Below are 22,098 nucleotides of genomic sequence, written 5' to 3'. Positions count from 1 at the left end.
GCAGAAAGGGCTATTCTGCCATGAGAAGTTGCGAAATTTACACTTTCTTTTTCTTTTCCGGTGGCGGCAGCTGCACCATGCGCGTGCCGGCCAGTTTATCGTGCAGGAACTGGCGATCTTTGTCGAAGAAGGCGGTCAGGGACCATAGCAAGATGCCAGTGAAGACGGCGCCCAGCGCCTGCCAGCGGTGCAGGTCCAGCGCCAGTGCGACGATCAGCGCCGGCAGCACCCACATCCAGCTCAACAGGTAACGCACGGCTGCGGTGCGCGTGGAGATCGCGCCACCATGCACGCCCTGCAGCTTCATGCGCCAGGTTTTCATGGCCAACGTCTGACCGTCGGTGCGCCATTGGTGGATGAAGTAACAGCCCAGCACCACGAAGGCCAGCGCCTGCCGCATATGCTCGACCAGCGGTGTGTGGCTGGCGCGCGTCACCACTTCGAAAATCAAAAACGGCAGGAATAGCACGGCAAAGCCGAGCAGCGATTCATACACCATCGAAATCAGGCGGCGCTTGATCGTCGGATTATTTGACATCGGCAGGAACTGGTGGCGCTGGCTGGGCCGGCGTGGTGGATGGCGCCGCCGGCACTGGCGTCACATTGGATGCATTCGGCAGCGGCGCATTCGGATCGGCAGGGGCGGGCAGCACTGGCGGCACCACCGGCGTGGCCACGCCCGGTGAGCTGGTCGGCTTGGCCGGCTTGATCGGCGCCACCGTCGCCATCTTGGCTTGCGCCGGCGTTGGCAGGTTGGCCACCTGTTTCTTGGTAACCGGCTTGGCAGCAAGTTCCTGCTTCTGCTCGTCCGACAGCAGCTGATAGGATTCCCACGACATCGACTTCTGGGCGGGATTCAGCTTTTGCGCGCGGGCATAGTTCTGGCGCACCTGGCGGCGTTCTTCCGGTGTCATGCGCACCCATTCACGCATGCGTTCCTGCACGCGCGCCTGTTCATCCGGAGTCATCTTGCTGTAGCGGTTGACGATGCCCAGCCATTTTTGCTTGCGCACCGGTTCGATCTCGTCCCACTCGCCGGCCAGCGGCTCCAGCGCCTGCTGCTGCGCCGGGGACAAGTTTTTCCACAAGACTTTTTCCGGAGCGGCGGCGCCACCTTTGCCGGTGACGGCAGCCACCGGCGCCTTCACCAGTTCCGGCGCGTCAGGCCGACTGGCGACCCAGGCCGCGCCCGCTGCTGCTACCGCTATCACCGCTGCTCCTGCGCCCAGTTTGGCGCGACCGCTCCATGCCATACGCTTACTCGCTTTGCGACAGATAGGCGTTGAAGCCGTGGTCCAGATAGGCGTCCAGCGGCAATTCGTCCGACAGCACGGCGGCGTCGATCTCGGCCAGGTCGGCGATGCGTTCCTGCTGCTCGTACTGATAGATGCCGACCATGCCGATTACCAGCGCCAATGCCGGCACCGCCATGCTGACGCGGCCCAGCCAGGCAAACTGCGAGAAGAAGCCGCTGATGCCGCCACCGGCGACGGCCAGCTCGGCCTTGGTAACGCGCACGGACAGCGGCTGCTCCACGTGGGCTTTCTTGCGCGCAAGCGCCATCTGGCGCGCCTTGGCCAGGCGGTCTGTGGTCGACGCTGGCAGGTCGTCCAGCTTTTCATTGAGCGCATGGCGCACTTTGTAAGCGAAATTCAGATCGTCGGTGTTCATAATTTTATTCCCTTGGCTGCCAGCGCCTCGGCCAGCGCATGTGTTGCTCGTGAGCAATGCGTTTTGACGCTGCCTTCTGAGCAGCCCATCGCTTCGGCCGTTTCGGCCACGTCCATATCCTGCCAATAACGCATAAGGAAGGCTTCTCGTTGACGTGCCGGAAGCTTTTGTACTTCGGCATCGATTATTGCCAGCGTTTGCTGCCGTTCGACCTGGTCGGCGCTCGATTCGCCGGCCTCGCCGTCGCTGCCGGCATACGATTCGAGTATATCAAAGTCCTCATGCTCGTCGCCGGAGGGGCCCATGCTGGAAAACAGGCTGACCCAGGTATTGCGCACCTTTTCGCGGCGGAAGTAGTCGAGGATGGTGGTTTGCAGGATGCGCTGGAACAGCATCGGCAGCTCGGCGGCCGGTTTGTCGCCATATTTTTCGGCGAGCTTGATCATCGCGTCCTGCACGATATCGAGGGCGGATTCGTCTTTGCGAACCGCGTAGACTGCCTGCTTGAAGGCCCGGCGTTCGACGTTCTCTAGGAAGTCGGATAATTCTTTGTCTGTGGCCATGCGTCGGGATGTTTTGAACTGTGGCGCATGCTAGCAAAAAACGTCATGTTTTGCATGGTTTTACATGAAAAACGACCATTTACCAAATTAGCGCTTGCTGAAAGCCGTATCGCGGTGTTACCGTATGGGACGCTTTGAACAACCCCGAAGCTCTATGGTCTGGTCGCCGCAGGCACACAACGCCGCAAACGACACGACGCGCTTTCATTTAGTAGGCAGTTTGCTCTCGCCCACGCCACAAGCGTGAGAGGTATGCAACACCACTACGGAAAACCCGGCCAAACGAGAGTTTGCGCTAGCATCGCTTTGCACGCCACTACGGTTGGCGGAAGAGGCAGTGCGACCGCATAAATAAAGGGACGCAGGGCAGAGCTGTAGCGGTATTCATACTTCGCAAGGACAGAGCATCCGATCAATCTCCTATGGACCTTGAAAGGAATGTTTCATGAATACCGAAGCATCTTCACAAAGTAGTAATCAATTGACTGGCGCAGAAATCGTCGTCCGTTGTCTGGCAGAAGAGGGCGTTGAACACGTCTTTGGCTATCCAGGCGGTGCGGTTCTGTACATTTACGACGCCATCTTCAAGCAAGACAAATTCCAACACGTTCTGGTACGCCACGAGCAGGCTGCGATTCACGCCGCCGATGCATACTCGCGCTCGTCGAACAAGGTCGGTGTTGCACTGGTTACGTCCGGTCCGGGTGTTACCAATGCAGTGACGGGCCTGTCCACTGCGTACATGGATTCCATCCCGATGGTGGTGATCTCCGGCCAGGTGCCGAGCCACGCGATCGGCCAGGATGCGTTCCAGGAATGCGACACGGTCGGTATTACCCGTCCGGTGGTCAAGCACAATTTCCTCGTCAAGGACGTCAAGGACTTGGCCGAGACCATCAAGAAAGCCTTCTTCATCGCCCGTACCGGCCGGCCAGGCCCAGTGCTGGTCGATATTCCGAAGGATATCTCGATGCACAAAACGACGTTCTCGTACCCGAAAGAGGTCGAGATGCGCTCGTACAAACCGGTAGACAAAGGCCACTCCGGCCAGATCCGCAAGGCAGTCCAACTGCTGCTGCAAGCCGAACGCCCGATGATTTACACCGGCGGCGGCGTGATCCTGGCCAATGCGGCGCCGGAACTGAACAAGCTGGTCGACAAGCTCGGCTTCCCGGTCACCAACACGCTGATGGGCCTGGGCGCGTATCGCGCCAGCGACGAGAAATTCGTCGGCATGCCAGGCATGCACGGGACCTATGAAGCCAATATGGCGATGCAGAACTGCGACGTGCTGATCGCCATCGGCGCGCGGTTCGACGACCGCGTGATCGGCAACCCGAAACACTTCGCCTCCAACCCGCGCAAGATCATCCACGTGGACATCGATCCATCGTCGATCTCCAAGCGCGTGAAGGTTGATATTCCTATCGTCGGCAACGTCAAGGACGTGCTGATCGAATTCCTGGCCCAGCTGGATGCGGCCGATGCCAAGCCGAACGCGCCTGCGCTCAAGGACTGGTGGAAGCAGATCAACGAATGGCGCGGCAAGGATTGCCTCGGCTTCGCCACGTCGGACCTGGTGATCAAGCCGCAATCGGTGGTGCAGAAACTGTGGGAAGTGACCAAAGGCGACGCCTTCATCACCTCCGACGTTGGCCAGCACCAGATGTGGGCCGCGCAGTACTACCCGTTCGACAAGCCTAAGCGCTGGGTCAACTCGGGCGGTCTGGGCACGATGGGCGTGGGCCTGCCGTACGCGATGGGCGTGCAGATGGCGAATCCTGACGCAACGGTGGCCTGCATCACCGGCGAAGGTTCGATCCAGATGTGCATCCAGGAGCTGGCGACCTGCAAACAGTACCACCTGACGCCGAAGATCATCATGTTGAACAACCGCTTCCTGGGCATGGTGCGCCAGTGGCAGCAGATCGACTACGGTTCGCGCTACTCCGAGTCCTACATGGATTCGCTGCCGAACTTCGAGAAGCTGGCCGAGGCCTATGGCCACGTTGGCATGCGCATCGAAAAACCGGGTGACGTGGATGGCGCGCTGCGCGACGCCTTCGCCATGAAAGACAAGCTGGTCTTCATGAACTTCATTACCGATCAATCGGAAAACGTCTGGCCGATGGTGAAAGCAGGCAAGGGTCTGTCCGAAATGCTGCTGGGTTCGGAGGATCTTTAATATGCGACACATTATCTCTGTATTGCTGGAAAACGAAGCCGGCGCCTTGTCCCGTGTGGTGGGCCTGTTCTCGGCACGCGGCTACAACATCGAAACGCTGACCGTGGCGCCGACCGAAGACGCGACCCTGTCGCGGATGACCATCGTCACCACCGGTTCGGATGACATCATCGAGCAGATCACCAAGCACCTGAACCGCCTGATCGAGGTGGTGAAAGTGGTGGACCTGACCGAAGGCCAGCACATCGAACGCGAACTGATGCTGATCAAAGTGCGCGCGGTGGGCAAGGAACGTGAAGAGATGAAGCGCACTGCCGACATCTTCCGTGGCCGCATCATCGACGTCACCGAAAAAAGCTACACGATTGAACTGACCGGCGCCAAGAGCAAGCTCGACGCGTTCATCGATTCGATCGACCGCGCCTCCATTCTGGAGACGGTCCGTACCGGCGGTTCCGGCATCGGACGCGGCGAACGCATCCTTAAAGTTTAAGCACGGCTTATCCAGCTTCGTGCAGTTAGTACCTCACACTCAAAATACATAGGAATTATCATGAAAGTTTTCTACGACAAAGACGCTGACCTCTCCCTGATCAAAGGCAAAAACGTTGCCATCATCGGTTACGGTTCGCAAGGCCACGCCCACGCGCAAAACCTGACCGACTCGGGCGTCAACGTCACCGTCGGCCTGCGCAAAGGCGGCGCTTCGTGGAACAAAGTGGAAAAAGCTGGCCTGAAAGTGGCGGAAGTGAACGACGCGGTCAAAGCCGCCGACGTCATCATGATCCTGCTGCCGGACGAGAACATCGCCCAGGTCTACAACGAAAACGTCGCACCGAACGCCAAGCAAGGCGCGGTACTGGCCTTCGCCCACGGCTTCAACGTGCACTACGGCCAAGTCGTGCCACGCGCCGATCTGGACGTGATCATGGTTGCACCGAAGGCCCCAGGCCACACCGTGCGCGCCACCTACACCCAGGGTGGCGGCGTGCCGCACCTGATCGCCGTGTACCAGGACAAATCGGGCATCGCCCGTGACATCGCCCTGTCGTACGCATCGGCCAACGGTGGCGGCAAAGCCGGCATCATCGAAACCAACTTCCGCGAAGAAACCGAGACCGACCTGTTCGGCGAACAAGCGGTTCTGTGCGGTGGCGCGGTTGAGCTGATCAAAGCTGGTTTCGAAACCCTGACCGAAGCTGGCTATGCTCCGGAAATGGCGTACTTCGAGTGCCTGCACGAACTGAAACTGATCGTTGACCTGATCTACGAAGGCGGCATCGCCAACATGAACTACTCGATCTCGAACAACGCCGAATACGGTGAGTACGTGACCGGCCCACGTGTTGTGACCGAAGACACCAAAAACGCCATGCGTCAGTGCCTGAAAGACATCCAGACCGGTGAATACGCCAAATCGTTCATCTTGGAAAACAAAGCCGGTGCACCGACCCTGATCTCGCGCCGTCGCCTGACCGCCGAGCACCCGATCGAAGAAGTCGGCGCCAAACTGCGCGCCATGATGCCTTGGATCGCCAAAAACAAAATGGTCGACCAGTCGAAGAACTAAGTAGTCTCTTCAGCAAGCAAAAAGCCGGCTCCCGCCGGCTTTTTTTATGGCAATTCAGGGTCAGCTCTGTCATTTGGACACGCAGTGCAGATCTTTGATCTATATCAATACGCAAAAAGCCCGGAATTCGTGCATTGAGAAAAATCAAAGAACTGGCGCGCGTGTCCAAATGACAGAGCTGACCCTGAATTTCACACGATCAAGTTGTAGGCGATGACGAGCAGGATCGCAGCGATGAGGCCGATGATGGAGGTGGCGAATTCGGAGAAGGTGAGCTTGCCTTCGCGGCGCGTGCAGATGAAGGTGCGGAACTGGAAGACTTCGCCGGCATTTTCAGCGCGCGCATGGCCGAATGAGACGATGGGGATGATGAAACGTCCTATCGCATAGAACAGGACGTTGAATACCAGCGGCATGAAGAATTCCAGGACAGCGCCCATGATCACATCTCCCAAGGTCGAAACCGCATGATAACAAGCTTCATGTGGCCGACCATTAGCAGATGCTTAAGATGTGTTTATGTTACAAACGCTCACCATGTCTTACAAGTGCTGGCAGGAAATTCGGGTACAGTGCGGCTTGCTGTAACTTTAACTTTGGAGCCCGTATGACTATCTTGAAAAACTTCGCTGCCGTTGCTGCCATCACCTCGATTGCGCTGGCTGCGCACGCCGCTCCGATGGAATCGCTGCCGACCGCCGGCACGCTGGTGGTGGTGCCCGCTTACGGCGAAGTCAAACACGCCAACGACCAGGCGGTCGTGACGCTGGCGATCGAGGAGCAGGACAAGGACAAGGCCGCCGCCGCCTCGCGCGTCAATACCAAGATGAAGCAGGGGCTGGAGATCGTCAAGAAGGAAGATCCGCAAGCCAGCCTGAAAACCCAGGGCTATTACACCTATCCGGTTTATCCGGAAGAGCGCATGCTGCCAAATGGCCAGCCGGTCAAGCAGCCGCGCGTGCCGACCGCGTGGCGCGTCGGCCAGTATCTGCAGGTGACTACCACCAGCCTCGACAAGCTGCCAAAAACCGTGGCCTCGGCGCAGAAGATCCTGACGCTGAACGGCATCCAGTTCGGCCTGGCCCCGGAGACCACCAGGAAGCTCGACGATGAACGCATTGCCGCGACCTACAAGAACCTGAATGAACGCATGTCCTCGATCGCCACCGCGATGGGGCGCAAGGTCGGAGATGCGGTGTTGGAGACCGTCGACTTCGAAGGCTCGGGCAATTACGCCGAGCGCTCGTCAGCCGCCGCGCCGATGATGATGCGCATGTCCAAATCCGCCGACAGCATGGAAGTCGCCGAGCCAAGCTTCGAGCCGGGCGAAACCACGCTGCAGATGCAACTGGTGGGCAAGGTCCGATTCAAGTAAGCCTCCCCGGTGTTTGAGGTAAAGTATTATCTTTACCTCAACACGGGAGCTTGCAATGAAATACCTGGCAATGGCCGCGCTCGCGGCCTGTGTTTTCTCCGCCCACGCACAATCGCTGTCCACCGCTGGCACGCTGGTGGTGGTGCCGGCTTACGGCGAGGTCAAGCGCACCAACGACCAGGCCACCGCCACGCTGTCGGTGGAAGATGTGGACAAGGACAAGGCCGCCGCCGCCTCGCGCGTCAACACCAAGATGAAGCAGGGGCTTGATATCGTCAAGAAGGCCGATCCGCAAGCCAGCCTGAAAACCCTCAATTACTACACTTACCCGGTCTATCCTGATGAGCCGGCCCAGATCCAGGGCCAGCCGCGCAAGGCGCGCGTGCCGACCGCGTGGCGCGTCGGCCAGTCGCTGCAGGTGGTGACCACCAATCTCGACGGTCTGCCGAAAACCGTGGCCGCCGCCCAGGCTGTCCTCAGCCTGAACAGCCTGCACTTCGGCCTGTCGCCGGATGCCACGCGCCAACTGGAAGACCAGCGCATCGCCGCCACTTACCAGAACCTGAATGAGCGCATGGCGTCGATCGCCAAGGCGATGGGCCGCAAGGTCGGCGACGCGGTGCTCGACACGGTGGACTTCGAAGGCTCGGGCAATTACACCGAGCGCGTGTCGGTGGCCGGCTCGCGCATGATGGCGATGGCCGCGCCGCCACCCCCTGCGCCGCAGGTGGCCGAACCCAGTTTCGAGCCCGGCGAGACCACGCTGACCATGCGGCTGGTGGGTAAGGTGCGCTTCAAGTAAGCGTTCGCCTCCACTATAATGGTGGCGCAACCCCGATAACCAGAAACGGACCACTATGCCCAACTTCCCCCGCCGCCGTGCCAAGAACAGTGCGGCCCAAGCCAAGCTGCCCAAAACGTCACGCTTCAGCCGTTTTGCGCGTCGCGCTCGCGGAGAGGATCTGGACCGGCCGCGCCATCGCGGCATTTACTTGCTGCCGAACGCTTTCACCACCGCCGCGCTGTTCTGCGGTTTCTACGCCATCGTCATGGCGATGAACCAGAAGTTCGAGCACGCAGCGTGGGCCATCTTCATCGCGATGGTGCTGGATGGCCTGGACGGCCGCGTCGCGCGTCTGACCAACACGCAGAGCGAATTCGGCGCGCAGTACGATTCGCTGTCGGATATGGTGTCGTTCGGCGCCGCGCCGGCGCTGGTGATGTATGAATGGTCGCTGCGCGGCCTCGGCAAGCTGGGTTGGATCGCCGCCTTCGTGTACTGCGCCGGCGCCGCGCTGCGCCTGGCGCGCTTCAATACCAATATCGAAGTGGTGGACAAGCGCTACTTCCAGGGCATGCCGTCGCCGTCGGCCGCCGCGCTGGTGGCTGGTTTTATCCTGATGATCCTTGATCTCGATGTTGACGTATCCGGGCTGGAGATGGCCTGGGTATCGTGGGGCATCGCGGTGTTTGCCGGCCTGACGATGGTCAGCAACGTGCCGTTCTACAGTTTCAAGGATGTGAACTTCCGCAAGCCGGTGCCGTTCATCGGCGTGTTCCTGATCGCGCTCGGCCTGGCGCTGATCGCGATCAAGCCGGCCGCCACGTTGTGGCCTCTGTTTGCGGTGTACGGTCTGTCGGGTTACGTGGTCGCCGCATGGCGCGCGGCCAAGGGCAAGAAGGTCAGCCTGATTCAAACTGATATGGACAGTGACGATCCGAGCGAACGTCATTAAATAGAGGGCGGTAGGCCCTGAGCAGCAGATTCAAGGAGCAATCATGAGCAACTCATCCAACCGCCTTATCATCTTCGATACCACGCTGCGCGATGGCGAGCAATCGCCGGGCGCCTCAATGACCAAGGACGAAAAGGTCCGCATCGCCAAGCAGCTCGAACGGCTGCGCGTGGATGTCATCGAAGCCGGCTTCGCCGCCGCCTCGCCCGGCGATTTTGAATCGATCAAGGCGATTGCCACGGCGGTGCGCGAGTCGACCATCTGCTCGCTGTCGCGCGCCAATGACCGCGACATCGCCCGCGCCGCCGAAGCGCTGCTGCCGGCCGAGCGCAAACGCATTCACACTTTCATCGCCACTTCCAAGCTGCACATGGAGGCCAAGCTGCGCATGCTGCCAGAGCAGGTGCTGGAGCAGGCACGCAACGCGGTGCGCTTCGCGCGCCAGCATACCGACGATATCGAATTCAGCCCGGAAGACGGCAGCCGCTCGGACGAGGATTTCCTGTGTCGCGTGTTGGAAGGCGTGATCGCCGAGGGCGCGACCACCATCAATTTCCCCGATACGGTGGGCTACGCGGTGCCGGAGATGTTCGGCGAAACCATTCGCCGCCTGCGCGAGCGCATTCCGAATTCCGACAAGGCGGTGTGGTCGGTGCACTGCCATAACGACCTTGGGCTGGCGGTCGCCAACTCGCTGGCCGGCGTGGTGATTGGCGGCGCGCGCCAGATCGAGTGCACCATCAATGGTCTCGGCGAGCGCGCCGGCAACACGGCGCTGGAGGAGGTGGTGATGGCGCTGCGCACGCGCGGCGGTTACTACAATCTCGAATGCGGCATCGACACCACGCAGATCGTGGCGGCCTCCAAGATGGTGTCGCAGATTACCGGCTTTGCGGTGCAGCCGAATAAGGCGGTGGTGGGCGCGAACGCGTTTGCGCACGCGTCGGGCATCCATCAGGACGGCATGCTGAAGTCGCGCGAGACTTACGAGATCATGCGCGCCGAGGACGTGGGCTGGACTGCCACCAAGATCGTGCTGGGCAAGCTGTCCGGCCGTAACGCCTTCAAGCAGCGCTTGCAGGAGTTGGGCATCGATCTGGAGTCCGAGGCCGAGGTGAATGCGGCGTTTGCCCGCTTCAAGGAGCTGGCCGACCGCAAGTCCGACATTTTTGATGAAGACATCCTGGCGCTGGTATCGGACGAGCAGCAATCGCAGGAGAGCGAGTTCTATCGCTTCGTCTCGCTCGAGCAGCGCTCGTCCACCGGCGAAACGCCGACCGCCAAAGTAGCCTTCCTCGTCGACGGCGAAGAGCATGTCAGCGAAGGCCGTGGCGACGGCCCTGTCGATGCGACCGTCAACGCCATCGAGGGCGAAGTAGGCAGCGGCGCGGAGCTGGTGCTGTTCTCGGTGAACGCGATCAGCACCGGCACCCAGTCGCAGGGCGAGGTGACCATGCGCTTGTCGAAAGAAGGCCGCATCGTCAACGGCGTAGGCTCGGACCCGGACATCATCGTGGCCTCGGCCAAGGCGTATTTGTCGGCACTGAATAAACTGCATTCCAAGATTGAGCGAGTGAATCCCCAACCATGAGTAAAGAGTTTGATGTAGTAGCGCTGGGCGAGGCGATGGTGGAGTTCAACCAGGCCAAGGCCAGCGAACCGTTATACCGCCAGGGCTTCGGCGGCGACACCTCCAACGCGGTGATCGCGGCCAGCCGGCAAGGCGCGCGCACGGCTTACCTGAGCCGCGTCGGCGAAGATCATTTCGGCCGCATGCTGCTCGACCTGTGGCAGGCCGAAGGTGTGAACGTAAGCGCAGTGGCGCGCGATACGCAGGCGCCGACCGGCTTGTATTTCGTGAACCACGGACCGCAGGGGCACAGCTTCAGTTACCTGCGCGCCGGTTCGGCGGCCAGCCGCATGCTGCCGCAGACGATGGACCTGAGCGCGGCGTCACGCACGCGCTGGTTCCACGTGTCGGGCATCTCGCAGGCCATTTCGGCTGGCGCTTGCGATACCGTGTTCGCTGCCATCGAAGCAGCGCGTGCAGCAGGCGGCAAGGTGAGCTTCGATCCGAACCTGCGCCTCTCGCTGTGGCCTTTCGCCCGCGCCCGCGCCACCATCTGTGCCACCATCGGCATGACAGACCTGTTCCTGCCCAGCCTTGATGAAGCGGTCACGCTGGCCGGCACCGACGACGTGCCAGCGATCTTCGCGTGGGCACGCTCGCATGGCGCGCGCACCGTGGTGCTGAAAGCCGGTCCATCCGGCGCATGGTATGCGGAGCAGGGCGCCGAGCCACAACTGGCCGCAGCACGCGCAGTGCAGGCGGTAGACGCCACCGGCGCCGGCGATTGCTTCGACGGTTCGCTACTGGCCCGCCTCGCCGCTGGCGACACGCTGGCCGATGCGGTTCGCTACGCCAACGCCAGCGCCGGCCTGTCAACGCTGGGCCACGGCGCAGTCGCCCCAATCCCAACAGCGGCGCAAGTGCGTGCGGCGTTGGGCTGATACTTCGCCCCACGCCGAAGCATGTGCGGTGATGAATAGCTATTCTGGTGTTCATCTTGCGTGAATAGCGCACTTTTACGGAGGCCGTGTCATGACCGAAGCTCAGCGCGGCTGGCGACGTCGCAGCGATGACTCGCGCGTGCTGACCGCCACGGCCAGCGGCACGGCCTCGCTTACCTCCTGGCTGGGGCAGCGTTAATTCAACTGCCAGCGGTACTGCATGCTGAACCAGCTTTCGACCGGCTGGCCATCTTTCGTTGGCGGCTTGAATTGGCAGCGCGACAGCGCATCTTGCGCGGTGACGTCGAGAATCGCATGGCCGCTGCTTTTCTCAATGCGCGAGTCACGCACTTTGCCATCGGTGCCGATCAGGAATCCCAGTTGGACGGTGCCTTGATATTCATTGCGCAGCGCTTCCTTCGGCCATTCCGGTTTCGCGCATACATAGTATTCTGCCCTGGCCTTTTCCTTGCCCGGTTCCCATTTGAACTTCAGCTGTTTCCACTCTTCGCTCCGGACACCGTCCACGGTTTTTGGCGCGTAGGTGCATTTTGCTGCGGCCCTCACGGAGGCGATGTCCAATTCGCGGTAGCCGCTGCTTTGCGTGACTTTGATGTCGGACGCACGGCCATCAGGCTTTACCAGTACTGTCATCTCAGTCGTACCGGATTCCTGGTTCGCCACCGACGAAGCAGGCCAGACCGGATCGCAAGACGGCGACGTGATGACTGCGGAGGGAGGCGGCTCGGTGGATGCGGCGATTGCCGGCGTGGCGATAAAGAGGGCGGTAGCAAGCAGGTATTGGTTCATATCGGCATATTCAAAAGGAATATGCCGATTCTACATGCTTAGAAACGGAACTTGACGTAGGCGGCCGGGCCGTTCAGGCGCACATTGAGGTCGCTGTTGTCGCGGTGGCGATTCAGGCTGATTTTGCTCGCGGTGTATTCGGCCACCACACCCACCATCGGCGTCGGATACCACTCGACGCCGAGTGCGCCGCTGTAGATATGGCCGCGAATGTTGCCGCCGTTTTTCTTGATACCCGAGGCGTCCGCGTACACGCGCACCGTGTCCGACACGGCGTGGCGCCAGCCCAGTTCCAGCAATGGCGCATAAGCATGCTCGCTTTCGTTGTACGCTGCGTTGCCGGCCACGCCGTTCAGCACGCCGCTGGCGGTGCCGTCCAGCCGCGCGCGATACCAGGCCGCGCCGACGCCGACGCCAAAGACATCCTTGCCGCTGCCAATCCACCATTTGTAGGCGAGGTTGGCCAGGTCGAGTCTGAGCTTGGCGTTGAGCTGGCCGTTGCCGGTCAGCGGCAGGCCGTTCATATTGGTGCTGCCGCTTAGCGTGGGGCTGTAGGTTTTGTCGTAGCGGTAGTAATCGAAGTCCAGGCCTTGCGTATCGCCGAGCAGCAGTTGCGCCTTCACACGCGGCAGGGTGACATGGTCGGTTTTGTAGCTGCCGGTGTCGATGCGGCCGTAGTTGGTGTCGCCCTGATAGTCGATGCGCGGTTCGGTGTAGAAACCGCCCAGCGACAGGCTGGCGCGGTCCAGTGGTTCGGCGGGTGCGGCGTGGGCGAGTGCGCCTGTGGCGCCCAGTGCGAGTGCTGCGATGAGGTAGCGTGACATGAAGCCTCCTGTGGTTACGATGAAAAAATCATAGCAACCACAGGTCAGCAATTGCGTCGGCGCACGCCCGACGTGTACGTGGGACTGCTCCTACCGGGTTTCCTTGATGCGCAGCGACAGCGCCGCTGCCAGCAGCATCGAGGCGCCGCCCAGCATCATCATCAGCACCGCGCTGCCGTTGAAGAAGTGGGTCAGGAAGTAGCCCAGCGTCGCGCCCGAAATCACTTGCGGGATCACGATCGCCATATTGAACATGCCCATGTACATGCCCATCTTGTGCGCTGGGATGCGGCCAGCCAGGATCGCATACGGCATCGACAAAGTGCTGGCCCATGCCAGCCCGATGCCAACGAACGGCAGCAGCAAGCCGCCCGGCGTGCTGACGAAGTAGATCGACAGGAAGCTCAGGCCGCCCACCAGCAGCGCCAGCGCATGCGCAGTCTTGCGGCTGGTGCGGCGCGCGATCAGCGGCAGCAGGAAGGCAAAGGCGATCGAGGCAGCGTTGTAGACCGCGCCGCACACGCCCCACCAGCTAGCGCCGTCGTTGTACAGCGCCGAATGGGTATCGGTGGCGTGATAGATATGCTGGGTGACGGTGGCGGTGCCATAGGTCCACATCGAAAACCACGTGAACCACGTAAAGAATTGCACCAGCGACAGCTGCACCATGATACGCGGCATGTGCAGATAGTCATGTACGAAGCCGCGCAGGCCGGACGGGGAGGACGGCGCGTGCGCGACTTCGGGATGGTATTGCTGCAGCTGTTCCGGTGGATACTCGCGCGTGCGCACTACGGTCCACAGCACCGCGCCGAGGTACACCGCGCCGCCAATGTAGAACGAATACACCACCGAATCCGGCACGCGACCCGGCGCGGCGGTGTTGGAGATGTCGAACCAGTGCTGCAACACATAGGGCAGGGCGGACGCCGCCACCGCGCCAACGCCGATGAAGAAGGTCTGCACCGCATAGCCGGTAGTCAGCTGCTCTTTCGGCAGCATGTCGCCGACGAACGCGCGGAACGGTTCCATCGAGATGTTGATGGCCACGTCCAGCACCAGCAGCATGGCCGCCGCCGCCAGCAGCACGCTCGCGTTGGGCATGCCCAACATGCCCAGCGTGGCGAGGATGGCGCCCAGCAGGAAGTAGGGGCGGCGCCGGCCCAGGCGGCCCCAGGTGCGGTCGCTCATGTAGCCGAGGATGGGTTGTACCAGCAGGCCGGCCAGCGGGGCAGCGGTCATCAGGTAGCCGATCTTGTCCAGCTCGGCGCCCATCGTTTCAAAGATGCGCGGCACATTGCTTTGCTGGAGGGCGAAGCCGGCCTGGATGCCGAGGAAACCGAAACTCATGTTCCAGATGGCCCAGAACGAAAGACGGGGTTTGCTGACGGGCGCCGGGGCGTCGGCGGCGTGGACTTTGGCGTGCATCTGCGGTCTCCTGCTGTTTTGTTAGCGTATTATCCACTCAAAAAGTAGTTTGACTACAGAAAAAACTATCAATTCTTTGTATTTGCGCTACATGTCGAGCGGCAGGCATCAAAAAAAGATACACGGGCAGCGATTTCCGCTATACTTCCGGGTCTGGTCTTTCTGACCGGGTTTTATTGTAATCACGGTGAGCAGGGTTCCGACTCCGCGCACCGCATGTTAAAGGTAAATATCATGACCGTAGAAAACATCAACAAAGCAGCGATCATCGCTGACAACGCCCGTGGCGACAAAGACACCGGCTCCCCAGAAGTGCAAGTTGCACTGCTGACCGCCCGCATCAACGAACTGAACGGCCACTTCAAAGCCCACAGCAAAGATCACCACTCGCGTCGTGGTCTGATCATGATGGTTAACCGTCGTAAATCCCTGCTGGCTTACCTGAAGAACAAAGATGCAACCCGTTACCGCGACCTGATCGCTAAACTGGGCCTGCGTAAGTAATTTTTGCGTCGTCCGGCTTAAAACAGAATGCCTGCGCCAGTTTGCTGTCGCGGGCATTTTGTCTTTCTGAGCATTAAAAAATTGCTAAGTAAGTTTTAGTAATGTAGTAAAGGCGGCCATCTGGCTGCCTGTGGTGAGGTGAACGACAGCTCCTGAAAATCTGTCGGCAAATAGAAAGGGATTACCCATGTTTAATAAAGTTACGAAAACCTTCCAGTACGGTCAACACACCGTCACGCTGGAAACTGGCGAAATCGCTCGCCAGGCCTCCGGCGCGGTGCTGGTGTCGATTGAAGACACCGTGGTGCTGGCTACTGTGGTAGCGCGTAAAGACGCGAAACCAGGCCAGGACTTCTTCCCGCTGACCGTCGACTACCTGGAGAAAACCTACGCAGCCGGTAAAATCCCGGGCGGTTTCTTCAAGCGTGAAGGTCGCCCTTCGGAAAAAGAAACCCTGACTTCCCGCCTGATCGACCGTCCAATCCGTCCTCTGTTCCCAGAGGGCTACCTGAACGAAGTGCAAGTGGTGATCCACGTGCTGTCGGTCAACCCAGAAATCGATCCAGACATCGCCTCGATGATCGGTGCTTCGGCCGCGCTGTGCGTGTCGGGCGTGCCGTTCAATGGTCCGATCGGCGCCGCCCGCGTGGGTTACGCCAACGGCCAGTACATCCTGAATCCGACCGTTGAACAACTGAAGACCTCGCAGATGGATCTGGTGGTTGCCGGTACCGAAACCGCCGTGCTGATGGTGGAATCGGAAGCCCAGCAGCTGTCCGAAGAAATCATGCTGGGCGCCGTGGTATTCGGCCACACCCAGATGAAGGCCGTGATCGACGCGATCCACGACCTGGTGCGCGACGGCGGCAAGCCAGAGCAAGTCTGGACCGCGCCTGCCAAGAACGAAGCGCTGATCGCCCGCGTGGCCCACTTCGGCGAAGCCAAGCTGCGCGACGCCTACCAGACCCGCGACAAGCAAGCCCGTACCGACAAGCTGCGCGCTGCGTCGGCTGAGATCGTCGCCGACCTGGCTGCTGAAGCGGCCGCTGCCGGTACTGCTGCGCCTGACTCGGTTGAAGTCGGCAACATCCTGTTCGAAATGGAATCGAAGATCGTCCGTTCGCAGATCCTGGACGGCGAGCCACGTATCGACGGCCGCGACACCCGCACCGTGCGTCCGATCTCGATCCGCACCTCGGTACTGCCGCGTACCCACGGTTCGGCGCTGTTCACCCGTGGCGAAACCCAGGCACTGGTCATTGCAACGCTGGGCACCGCCCGCGATTCGCAGAAGATCGACGCGCTGATGGGCGAGTACACCGATGACTTCATGCTGCACTACAATATGCCACCGTTCGCCACCGGCGAAACCGGCCGCGTAGGCACGCCTAAGCGCCGCGAAATCGGCCACGGCCGTCTGGCCAAGCGCGCACTGGTTGCCGCGCTGCCGTCGCCGGAAGAGTTCAGCTACTCGGTGCGTCTGGTATCGGAAATCACCGAATCGAACGGTTCGTCGTCGATGGCTTCGGTCTGCGGCGGCTGCCTGGCGCTGATGGATGCCGGCGTGCCGATGAAAGAGCACGTGGCCGGTATCGCGATGGGCCTGATCAAGGAAGGCGGCAAGTTCGCCGTGCTGTCCGACATTCTGGGTGACGAAGACCACCTGGGCGACATGGACTTCAAAGTAGCCGGTACCCGCAACGGTATCACCGCGCTGCAGATGGACATCAAGATCCAGGGCATCACCAAGGAAATCATGCAAGTGGCGCTGGCGCAAGCCAAAGAAGGCCGCGAGCACATCCTGGGCGAAATGCAAAAGGCCGTGCCGAGCGTGAAGACCGAACTGTCGGACTTCGCACCACGCCTGATCACCATCAAGATCAACCCAGAGAAGATCCGTGACGTGATCGGTAAAGGCGGCGCCGTGATCCGCGCGCTGACCGAAGAGACCGGCACCCAGATCGACATCAGCGACGAAGGCGTGGTCACCATCGCCTCCGTGGACGCTGCTGCCGGCCAGGAAGCCAAGCGCCGCATCGAAGAGCTGACCGCATCGGTCGAAGTGGGCAAGACCTACGACGGCGTAGTGCTGAAGCTGCTGGACTTCGGCGCCATCGTGCAAGTCATGCCAGGCAAAGACGGCCTGCTGCACATCTCGCAGATCGCCAACGAGCGTGTGAACGCCGTGGCCGACTACCTGAAAGAAGGCCAGCAAGTGCGCGTCAAGGTTCTGGAAACCGACGACCGCGGCCGCCTGAAGCTGTCGATGAAAGCTGCCGCTGAAGAAGCCGCCGCTGCTGCTGCCAACGCGCAGTAATCTGAGCTAGCTCAGTCTAGAACCGCTGGTGTGTGCGTGCAATGGCCAAGGCCATCGCACCGCCACACTGGCGGTTTTTTTATTCCCGAACCGTTTAGGCGTGCCTTGGTCTAACTCACAGAGGAGGACGCCATGCAAACGAATATTTTCATCGACGAGAAGCTCATGCAAGAAGCGCTGCTGCTGACTGGATTGACACCAGAAAGCGCTGCAGTGGAGCTGGGGCTGCGCACCGTGGTTCGCCTCAAGCAACAAGAGAAAATACGCCAGCTTCGGGGGACACTGCACTGGGAGGGCAACCTCGACGTCATGCGGTCTGACGAATGATCCTGATAGACTCTGTAATGACTTTATTCCTCTGATTTAGTGATCGCCACTCCGGCGGTTTTTTTATGTCCGCGCTGGGCGCAGCGGTTGATCCAGTGGACTCACCACGCCTTGGCCGCCGCGATTCAGGACGTGGGTGTAAATCATCGTTGTGCTGACATCCTTGTGGCCAAGCAGTTGCTGAACCGTGCGAATATCGTAACCCGCTTGCAGCAGGTGAGTGGCAAAGGAATGTCGCAGCGTGTGAGGCGTCGCCGGCTTGTTGATGTGCGTGTCGCGCGTGGCCTGTTTCATAGCGCGCTGGATGGCCTTCTCGTCAGCGTGATGGCGGCGAGTGACGCCAGAGCGCGGATCTGTCGAGCGCTGTCTGGATGGGAATACATACTGCCAGCCCCAATCCTTGTTCGCATTTGGATATTTCCGCTCCAGTGCGTAAGGCAGCCACGTTTCGCCAAAACCTTCCGCCAGGTCTTGTTGGTGCAGCAGTTGAACGCGGTGGAGATGTTCGCGCAATGGCGCCACCAGAGTTTGTGGCAGCATCGTTACTCTGTCTTTGGCGCCTTTCCCTTCACGGATGATGATTTCGTTGCGAGTGAATTCAACATCCTTTACGCGCAAACGCAGGCACTCCATGATTCGCATCCCTGTGCCGTACAGGAGGCGCAGTATCAGGCCGTTGGTGCCGTTGGTGCTGCTTAGTAGACGCTGTACTTCGTCGTTGGTGAGCACTACGGGCAGGCGATGTGATGACTTGGCTGTGACGATTTCATCCAGCCAGGGCAGCTCGGCTTCCAGCACTTCCTTGTATAGAAACAGCAAGGCTGCTTTCGCCTGGTTCTGGGTTGATGGCGCAACGCCGGCGGCTACTGCCAGATGGGTCAGAAATTGTGTTACCTCGTTGGCCCCCATTGTGGAGGGATGGTGTTTGCCGTGGAAGAGAATAAAGCGTCGAATCCAGCCGATGTAACTTTGCTCGGTGCGGATGCTGTAATGCTTTAACCGAATGTGGTTGCGAACCTCTTCGAGTAATTTAGGCTTAGGTAGGTTCATGGCTACTCCGCAGGTGGGTTTGCCCTAAGTCATTAGGGTGTGCTAAATTAGCATAACGTATTGATAATATTGGTTTCCTAGTCCTGCATTCTGCGAAAGTTCAAGCTTTGGGCGGAAAGAATTGCGACAAATAGGGGGCCTATTTTTTGTTGGGCCCAATAAATATGCCACTTCATCCAGATTTTCCGGTCGTCGACGGTCGGGTCCAAATGACCCAAGAATGGATAGTGCAACTTCCATCTAAATTCAATCGACGCGTGGAGGAGGGTAGTCTTGTTTTTTTGCAGCCTGGAATGACTGCCTGGATTTCTGTCTGGGGCAATAAAGACAAGGAGTCCGAAGACGTGTGGTTGAACGGAGTCGCTGGAAGGAAATCACCCGAAGCGACTTCGGCGGAGGTGGTGCGGAAAAATGGCGTGCTCTACTATAGTTATCGGCTTGCCGAGCCAGACAAAAAGGCCTCAGCACTCTATTGCTTTGCGCGCGGAAAGGTGAGCTATGTTCAAATGGCCATTTATTTCGACGCCGAAAAACAATCGGTCGTGGCAAAGCAAATTTGTGCGAGCCTGTCATATGCGCTCTAAATTGCCCAGCCCGGCAGTCCACTGGACGGCCTCCACGCTGCGCGTTCCGGCCGCCAGTGACTTTTTACGTTGGGCATTCTTAAAATGACACCTCTGGCGAAGCAGACTTTGTTAGGCCCCGCTGTTGTTGGGGTTTTGCTCGGGCTCTTTGTAGGGTTCTGTTCTTTCGCCTTCGACTCAGAGTACAGCGCAATCGTCCATCCAAAGCTTCACCCCTCATGGCTCTATGCTGCATTGCAGGCGGTGCTTTGGTTTACCCTGACCGCAGGGGGAGTCTTACTTATCTTTGGTGTTGTTCCCTCACTCATAGCAAAGGCCAGAGTAAAGTGATTGTTCTGCCCAACACTGCAGTCAACTGGACTGCCTCCACGCTGCGCGTTCCGGCAGCCAGTTACTTTGAACGTTAGGCCACCTATGTCGCTTCCTATCCCGATAGATCTGCTCGATCCCGTCTCGCTCACCGGCAGGTCCGCCGCTCAGTCCATTTGGCGGCATAAGACTAAGAACATCTTTCGAGGGGTATTCGAACTCGACTGCACAGGACGCTCTCCGAGCGAGATTTTTGAACAAGTAATAAGGATTGTCGAAGAAGAGTACGATCCCGGTTTCTTCGTGCCTTTCGCCTTCGGCGTGGTACTTCACTTCTCATCTGAGGCGCCGCCACCAAGTCAACTGGAGAGCTTTATTGACGACCGTGCTAGAAACAGAGGAACGTGGCAGTGGCTAGTCGTGGTCGATCAAGCACGGAGAGAGGCTTACGGCATTCACATGTGGGCCAACGGGTACCTTACTCCGGTTTTCGAAGTACTTCTTGGCCACTTGGATGGCGAAGGTTACACGGTCACTAAGCGCTTAAAACTACCGGGGAAGTTCTGGACGAACTTGTGGGCAACGATGCGCTCCCTGGTGGCCGCTCGAAAGGCTTTGGTACCAGTCGGAGTAGTTCTGGGGCTACTGCTTTTGCTGCACAAAGTATTCGTATCACGATGAATGCTGGCTGTCCTAACCATCCAATCAACGCGAACGCGCTAAAGCGCGCCGGTTATCAGCAACGTTGGGCCAAATGAGAAACTACCTATTATTTGCACTTGCAATACTTTCCTTGCCGGCTTTAGCGTGCTCCTCGCTCAAGCAACCGACTGACGAGGAACTCTTTGCCAATGCGAAGTCTGTGTTTCGTGCCCGAGTCGTCGAAACGAGATTGGGCAAGCTTGTTAATCCTTCCAATCCCTCTGAGGTGGTCGAGGTAGTGGAAGCGAAATACGAGATTCGGGAAATTTTCAAAGGTGCGCCTGCTGCGGCCGGCGTCGTGCGCGACCTACCATTCGGACCAGGTAACTGCAGTCTTGGTTTGCTTGCCGGGATGGAATACGTCTTCTATCCCGACGCAAACAACTTGGTCCTAACTTTCAGCGGCTCTTTTGGTTACCTTAATGCTGAAGGCACTGACGTGAAGCCCCGATTCGAAGCACTGCGCAAGCTGGTGGCGAGCAAATGACATTGCCCAACAATTCCGTCAACCGGACACTACATCGCTTCGCGCTGTAGTGTCCGGTTACGTCCAACGTTAGCCTATGAAGACAAAGCCTTTGGTATTGGTCGCAGCAATTTTGGCAACTTCTGCTCAGGCTGCCCCAAATCTTCAGCCAACACTGGTATCAACTAACGACTGTGTCGCGACGCGCATCACAGCGGAAAAGACAAAGATTGCGTTCTTTACCAGCCGTTGTTCTGAATCAGATTTTTTTATTGCACTTGATGGCGTCACTTACACTCTTCGCCGTATTGGCGCGCAACCTGAGAGCGGCGTTTGGTTTGTCGGCCGCTTTGAGGGGGAAGGCGTGAAAGTCGTCATTTCGGTAACTAGTAGGCGAGTGGGGAGGTGCGATGGTTTATCGTTGGCTGAAATGAGATCATCGCTCATTGCTGGGCCACATAAGGTTGCCGTAAAAATTCGGCGAGGCGCCGACGAGGCGCGCATTAACGGACTCTATGATGATTGCCCATAGAGTCCGTTTGAAACGTTTAATTGCGTGTCTAATTCGGCTAATTTCCAATTCCAGCGGACGCCTCCAGCACCGCTGACTTAACACGCTAGTCCATATGCAAATTCGACCTTTTCCTTGGAAGCCGCTTCTCTTGGCACCGTTCGCTAGCGTTCCTGCCTTGACGCTCGCAGGCTTGGGAAGTTCCGATGCGGGCGCGGCATCCGATTTTGGTTGGGGAATTTTCTTCGGGCTCCTGCTGGCGGTGCCAGCTTCTTTTGTGGGTATGCTGCTTGTCGGGGTTCCGATTTTCTTGATTTTGCGGCCTTACAGATACGCGTTGCTGCTGGCTACCTGTGGAGCTGGCTTTGCTATACCGTTTCTCATGTTTTTCGGAGATGCCCCTTTCAGAACGACCCTGGGGGCTGTTGCTGCAGGCGTCGCAGTGGCTGCGGCTGCATATTTTTTACGGCCACGTAATGCCTAACAACTTAAGCAACCGGACGACTTCCGCGCTGTGCGCTCCAGCTGCCGGTTATCGCACACGTTAGGGGGACCATGAAGAGGTTTGTTACCGATCTAAAGGTATTTGCAGAAGTCCACGGAGGAAGCCTTCTGTGGGAAACGTATCGAGATACCTTGACCATCAGCGACAACG

General features: G+C 59.1%; 24 protein-coding genes. 15 read left to right on the top strand and 9 right to left on the bottom strand.

From position 1 onward, the window contains the following. Window positions 1-37 precede the first annotated feature (37 nt). The 4 genes from BMZ70_RS10675 to BMZ70_RS10660 are packed head-to-tail and all read right to left on the bottom strand — an operon-like array spanning window position 38 to window position 2,234. Window positions 38-538, bottom strand: coding sequence for an RDD family protein (locus BMZ70_RS10675; RefSeq protein ID WP_092273461.1), 501 nt, complete (start codon window positions 536-538; stop codon window positions 38-40). Next, window positions 528-1,253, bottom strand: a complete 726-nt coding sequence (locus tag BMZ70_RS10670) for a DUF3106 domain-containing protein (RefSeq protein ID WP_092273458.1) — start codon at window positions 1,251-1,253, stop codon at window positions 528-530. Before BMZ70_RS10670 ends, BMZ70_RS10675 begins: the two co-directional genes overlap by 11 nt. A 4-nt stretch (window positions 1,254-1,257) precedes the next feature. After that, complete coding sequence (locus BMZ70_RS10665; RefSeq protein ID WP_092273455.1) at window positions 1,258-1,671, bottom strand: DUF3619 family protein; 414 nt, start codon at window positions 1,669-1,671, stop codon at window positions 1,258-1,260. Further along, on the bottom strand, window positions 1,668-2,234 hold the full coding sequence (locus BMZ70_RS10660; protein WP_092273452.1) for an RNA polymerase sigma factor: 567 nt from the start codon (window positions 2,232-2,234) through the stop codon (window positions 1,668-1,670). Before BMZ70_RS10660 ends, BMZ70_RS10665 begins: the two co-directional genes overlap by 4 nt. 445 nt (window positions 2,235-2,679) lie before the next feature. Between BMZ70_RS10660 and BMZ70_RS10655 the strand changes: the two genes are divergently transcribed. Genes BMZ70_RS10655 through ilvC form a run of 3 tightly spaced genes read left to right on the top strand, consistent with a single transcriptional unit; the run spans window position 2,680 to window position 5,989 of the window. Further along, window positions 2,680-4,419: an acetolactate synthase 3 catalytic subunit gene (locus BMZ70_RS10655; RefSeq protein ID WP_092273449.1), complete on the top strand. Its 1,740-nt coding sequence runs from the start codon at window positions 2,680-2,682 to the stop codon at window positions 4,417-4,419. A gap of 1 nt (window position 4,420) precedes the next feature. After that, window positions 4,421-4,912, top strand: coding sequence for an acetolactate synthase small subunit (ilvN, locus tag BMZ70_RS10650; RefSeq protein WP_092273446.1), 492 nt, complete (start codon window positions 4,421-4,423; stop codon window positions 4,910-4,912). Window positions 4,913-4,972: 60 nt separating this feature from the next. Further along, window positions 4,973-5,989, top strand: a complete 1,017-nt coding sequence (gene ilvC / locus BMZ70_RS10645; protein WP_092273443.1) for a ketol-acid reductoisomerase — start codon at window positions 4,973-4,975, stop codon at window positions 5,987-5,989. A 191-nt stretch (window positions 5,990-6,180) separates the two neighbouring features. Here ilvC and BMZ70_RS10640 read toward each other — a convergent pair whose 3' ends face one another. Beyond that, window positions 6,181-6,429, bottom strand: coding sequence for a hypothetical protein (locus BMZ70_RS10640; RefSeq protein ID WP_092273440.1), 249 nt, complete (start codon window positions 6,427-6,429; stop codon window positions 6,181-6,183). 167 nt (window positions 6,430-6,596) lie between these two features. Between BMZ70_RS10640 and BMZ70_RS10635 the strand changes: the two genes are divergently transcribed. From BMZ70_RS10635 to BMZ70_RS10615, 5 genes are read left to right on the top strand one after another with little or no spacing between them, the layout of a single operon-like run. Further along, entirely contained in the window at window positions 6,597-7,364 is a 768-nt protein-coding gene (locus tag BMZ70_RS10635; RefSeq protein ID WP_092273437.1) for an SIMPL domain-containing protein, read from the top strand. 55 nt (window positions 7,365-7,419) lie between these two features. Beyond that, the gene (locus BMZ70_RS10630; protein ID WP_092273434.1) at window positions 7,420-8,166 is read left to right on the top strand and encodes an SIMPL domain-containing protein; all 747 of its coding nucleotides are present in this window, start codon (window positions 7,420-7,422) and stop codon (window positions 8,164-8,166) included. Between the two features lie 55 nt (window positions 8,167-8,221). Then, window positions 8,222-9,100, top strand: a complete 879-nt coding sequence (gene pssA / locus BMZ70_RS10625) for a CDP-diacylglycerol--serine O-phosphatidyltransferase (RefSeq protein ID WP_092273431.1) — start codon at window positions 8,222-8,224, stop codon at window positions 9,098-9,100. Window positions 9,101-9,143: 43 nt separating this feature from the next. Next, window positions 9,144-10,691 carry a 2-isopropylmalate synthase gene (locus BMZ70_RS10620; protein WP_092273428.1) on the top strand — a complete coding sequence of 516 codons (1,548 nt, stop codon included), beginning with the start codon at window positions 9,144-9,146 and terminating at the stop codon, window positions 10,689-10,691. Continuing rightward, entirely contained in the window at window positions 10,688-11,611 is a 924-nt protein-coding gene (locus BMZ70_RS10615) for a sugar kinase (RefSeq protein ID WP_092273425.1), read from the top strand. Before BMZ70_RS10620 ends, BMZ70_RS10615 begins: the two co-directional genes overlap by 4 nt. A gap of 195 nt (window positions 11,612-11,806) precedes the next feature. On the opposite strand, the gene BMZ70_RS10610 is transcribed toward BMZ70_RS10615, so the two are convergent. The 3 genes from BMZ70_RS10610 to BMZ70_RS10600 form a co-directional block, all read right to left on the bottom strand. Next, window positions 11,807-12,421, bottom strand: coding sequence for an energy transducer TonB (locus BMZ70_RS10610; protein ID WP_092273422.1), 615 nt, complete (start codon window positions 12,419-12,421; stop codon window positions 11,807-11,809). Between the two features lie 38 nt (window positions 12,422-12,459). Beyond that, window positions 12,460-13,245, bottom strand: a complete 786-nt coding sequence (locus tag BMZ70_RS10605) for a hypothetical protein (protein WP_092273419.1) — start codon at window positions 13,243-13,245, stop codon at window positions 12,460-12,462. 90 nt (window positions 13,246-13,335) lie between these two features. Further along, a complete protein-coding gene (locus BMZ70_RS10600; RefSeq protein ID WP_092273416.1) occupies window positions 13,336-14,673 on the bottom strand; it encodes an MFS transporter in 1,338 nt (445 codons plus the stop codon). A 234-nt stretch (window positions 14,674-14,907) separates the two neighbouring features. Here BMZ70_RS10600 and rpsO point away from each other — a divergent pair, with 234 nt between their 5' ends. The 3 genes from rpsO (at window position 14,908) to BMZ70_RS10585 (ending at window position 17,821) form a co-directional block, all read left to right on the top strand. Further along, entirely contained in the window at window positions 14,908-15,177 is a 270-nt protein-coding gene (rpsO, locus tag BMZ70_RS10595; protein ID WP_092277743.1) for a 30S ribosomal protein S15, read from the top strand. 187 nt (window positions 15,178-15,364) lie between these two features. After that, window positions 15,365-17,494 carry a polyribonucleotide nucleotidyltransferase gene (gene pnp, locus BMZ70_RS10590; RefSeq protein ID WP_092273413.1) on the top strand — a complete coding sequence of 710 codons (2,130 nt, stop codon included), beginning with the start codon at window positions 15,365-15,367 and terminating at the stop codon, window positions 17,492-17,494. A 132-nt stretch (window positions 17,495-17,626) separates the two neighbouring features. Then, a complete protein-coding gene (locus tag BMZ70_RS10585) occupies window positions 17,627-17,821 on the top strand; it encodes a type II toxin-antitoxin system VapB family antitoxin (protein WP_092273410.1) in 195 nt (64 codons plus the stop codon). A 63-nt stretch (window positions 17,822-17,884) separates the two neighbouring features. Here the strand turns inward: BMZ70_RS10585 and BMZ70_RS10580 are convergent, their stop codons facing one another. Further along, a complete protein-coding gene (locus BMZ70_RS10580) occupies window positions 17,885-18,871 on the bottom strand; it encodes an integron integrase (protein WP_092273407.1) in 987 nt (328 codons plus the stop codon). A gap of 209 nt (window positions 18,872-19,080) precedes the next feature. Here BMZ70_RS10580 and BMZ70_RS10575 point away from each other — a divergent pair, with 209 nt between their 5' ends. The 4 genes from BMZ70_RS10575 to BMZ70_RS27995 all read left to right on the top strand — a co-directional run bounded on the left by BMZ70_RS10575 (window position 19,081) and on the right by BMZ70_RS27995 (window position 21,464). After that, on the top strand, window positions 19,081-19,455 hold the full coding sequence (locus BMZ70_RS10575; RefSeq protein WP_130300803.1) for a hypothetical protein: 375 nt from the start codon (window positions 19,081-19,083) through the stop codon (window positions 19,453-19,455). A 414-nt stretch (window positions 19,456-19,869) separates the two neighbouring features. Continuing rightward, a complete protein-coding gene (locus tag BMZ70_RS10570; RefSeq protein ID WP_092273402.1) occupies window positions 19,870-20,445 on the top strand; it encodes a hypothetical protein in 576 nt (191 codons plus the stop codon). A gap of 73 nt (window positions 20,446-20,518) precedes the next feature. Continuing rightward, window positions 20,519-20,953 (top strand): hypothetical protein, encoded by a 435-nt coding sequence (locus tag BMZ70_RS10565; protein ID WP_130300805.1) that lies wholly within the window; start codon window positions 20,519-20,521, stop codon window positions 20,951-20,953. A 76-nt stretch (window positions 20,954-21,029) separates the two neighbouring features. Then, window positions 21,030-21,464 carry a hypothetical protein gene (locus tag BMZ70_RS27995; protein ID WP_130300807.1) on the top strand — a complete coding sequence of 145 codons (435 nt, stop codon included), beginning with the start codon at window positions 21,030-21,032 and terminating at the stop codon, window positions 21,462-21,464. Window positions 21,465-22,098 lie beyond the last annotated feature (634 nt).

This window comes from Duganella sp. CF402 (assembly GCF_900109645.1).
Classification (GTDB): Bacteria; Pseudomonadota; Gammaproteobacteria; order Burkholderiales; family Burkholderiaceae_D; genus Rugamonas.
This window is presented reverse-complemented; position numbering and strand designations above follow the sequence as displayed.

What these genes read in the sequence shown, in the direction of transcription:
- BMZ70_RS10655 (WP_092273449.1), top strand. Translation starts at nt 2,680, where the DNA reads ATGAATACCGAAGCATCTTCACAAAGTAGTAATCAATTGACTGGCGCA.
- BMZ70_RS10635 (WP_092273437.1), top strand. Translation starts at nt 6,597, where the DNA reads ATGACTATCTTGAAAAACTTCGCTGCCGTTGCTGCCATCACCTCGATT.
- BMZ70_RS10640 (WP_092273440.1), bottom strand. Translation starts at nt 6,429, where the DNA reads ATGGGCGCTGTCCTGGAATTCTTCATGCCGCTGGTATTCAACGTCCTG.
- BMZ70_RS27995 (WP_130300807.1), top strand. Translation starts at nt 21,030, where the DNA reads ATGAAGACAAAGCCTTTGGTATTGGTCGCAGCAATTTTGGCAACTTCT.
- BMZ70_RS10570 (WP_092273402.1), top strand. Translation starts at nt 19,870, where the DNA reads ATGTCGCTTCCTATCCCGATAGATCTGCTCGATCCCGTCTCGCTCACC.
- BMZ70_RS10670 (WP_092273458.1), bottom strand. Translation starts at nt 1,253, where the DNA reads ATGGCATGGAGCGGTCGCGCCAAACTGGGCGCAGGAGCAGCGGTGATA.
- BMZ70_RS10585 (WP_092273410.1), top strand. Translation starts at nt 17,627, where the DNA reads ATGCAAACGAATATTTTCATCGACGAGAAGCTCATGCAAGAAGCGCTG.
- BMZ70_RS10615 (WP_092273425.1), top strand. Translation starts at nt 10,688, where the DNA reads ATGAGTAAAGAGTTTGATGTAGTAGCGCTGGGCGAGGCGATGGTGGAG.
- pssA (WP_092273431.1), top strand. Translation starts at nt 8,222, where the DNA reads ATGCCCAACTTCCCCCGCCGCCGTGCCAAGAACAGTGCGGCCCAAGCC.
- pnp (WP_092273413.1), top strand. Translation starts at nt 15,365, where the DNA reads ATGTTTAATAAAGTTACGAAAACCTTCCAGTACGGTCAACACACCGTC.
- ilvC (WP_092273443.1), top strand. Translation starts at nt 4,973, where the DNA reads ATGAAAGTTTTCTACGACAAAGACGCTGACCTCTCCCTGATCAAAGGC.
- BMZ70_RS10610 (WP_092273422.1), bottom strand. Translation starts at nt 12,421, where the DNA reads ATGAACCAATACCTGCTTGCTACCGCCCTCTTTATCGCCACGCCGGCA.
- BMZ70_RS10575 (WP_130300803.1), top strand. Translation starts at nt 19,081, where the DNA reads ATGACCCAAGAATGGATAGTGCAACTTCCATCTAAATTCAATCGACGC.
- BMZ70_RS10605 (WP_092273419.1), bottom strand. Translation starts at nt 13,245, where the DNA reads ATGTCACGCTACCTCATCGCAGCACTCGCACTGGGCGCCACAGGCGCA.
- BMZ70_RS10665 (WP_092273455.1), bottom strand. Translation starts at nt 1,671, where the DNA reads ATGAACACCGACGATCTGAATTTCGCTTACAAAGTGCGCCATGCGCTC.
- BMZ70_RS10580 (WP_092273407.1), bottom strand. Translation starts at nt 18,871, where the DNA reads ATGAACCTACCTAAGCCTAAATTACTCGAAGAGGTTCGCAACCACATT.
- BMZ70_RS10675 (WP_092273461.1), bottom strand. Translation starts at nt 538, where the DNA reads ATGTCAAATAATCCGACGATCAAGCGCCGCCTGATTTCGATGGTGTAT.
- BMZ70_RS10630 (WP_092273434.1), top strand. Translation starts at nt 7,420, where the DNA reads ATGAAATACCTGGCAATGGCCGCGCTCGCGGCCTGTGTTTTCTCCGCC.
- rpsO (WP_092277743.1), top strand. Translation starts at nt 14,908, where the DNA reads ATGACCGTAGAAAACATCAACAAAGCAGCGATCATCGCTGACAACGCC.
- BMZ70_RS10565 (WP_130300805.1), top strand. Translation starts at nt 20,519, where the DNA reads ATGAGAAACTACCTATTATTTGCACTTGCAATACTTTCCTTGCCGGCT.
- ilvN (WP_092273446.1), top strand. Translation starts at nt 4,421, where the DNA reads ATGCGACACATTATCTCTGTATTGCTGGAAAACGAAGCCGGCGCCTTG.
- BMZ70_RS10660 (WP_092273452.1), bottom strand. Translation starts at nt 2,234, where the DNA reads ATGGCCACAGACAAAGAATTATCCGACTTCCTAGAGAACGTCGAACGC.
- BMZ70_RS10620 (WP_092273428.1), top strand. Translation starts at nt 9,144, where the DNA reads ATGAGCAACTCATCCAACCGCCTTATCATCTTCGATACCACGCTGCGC.
- BMZ70_RS10600 (WP_092273416.1), bottom strand. Translation starts at nt 14,673, where the DNA reads ATGCACGCCAAAGTCCACGCCGCCGACGCCCCGGCGCCCGTCAGCAAA.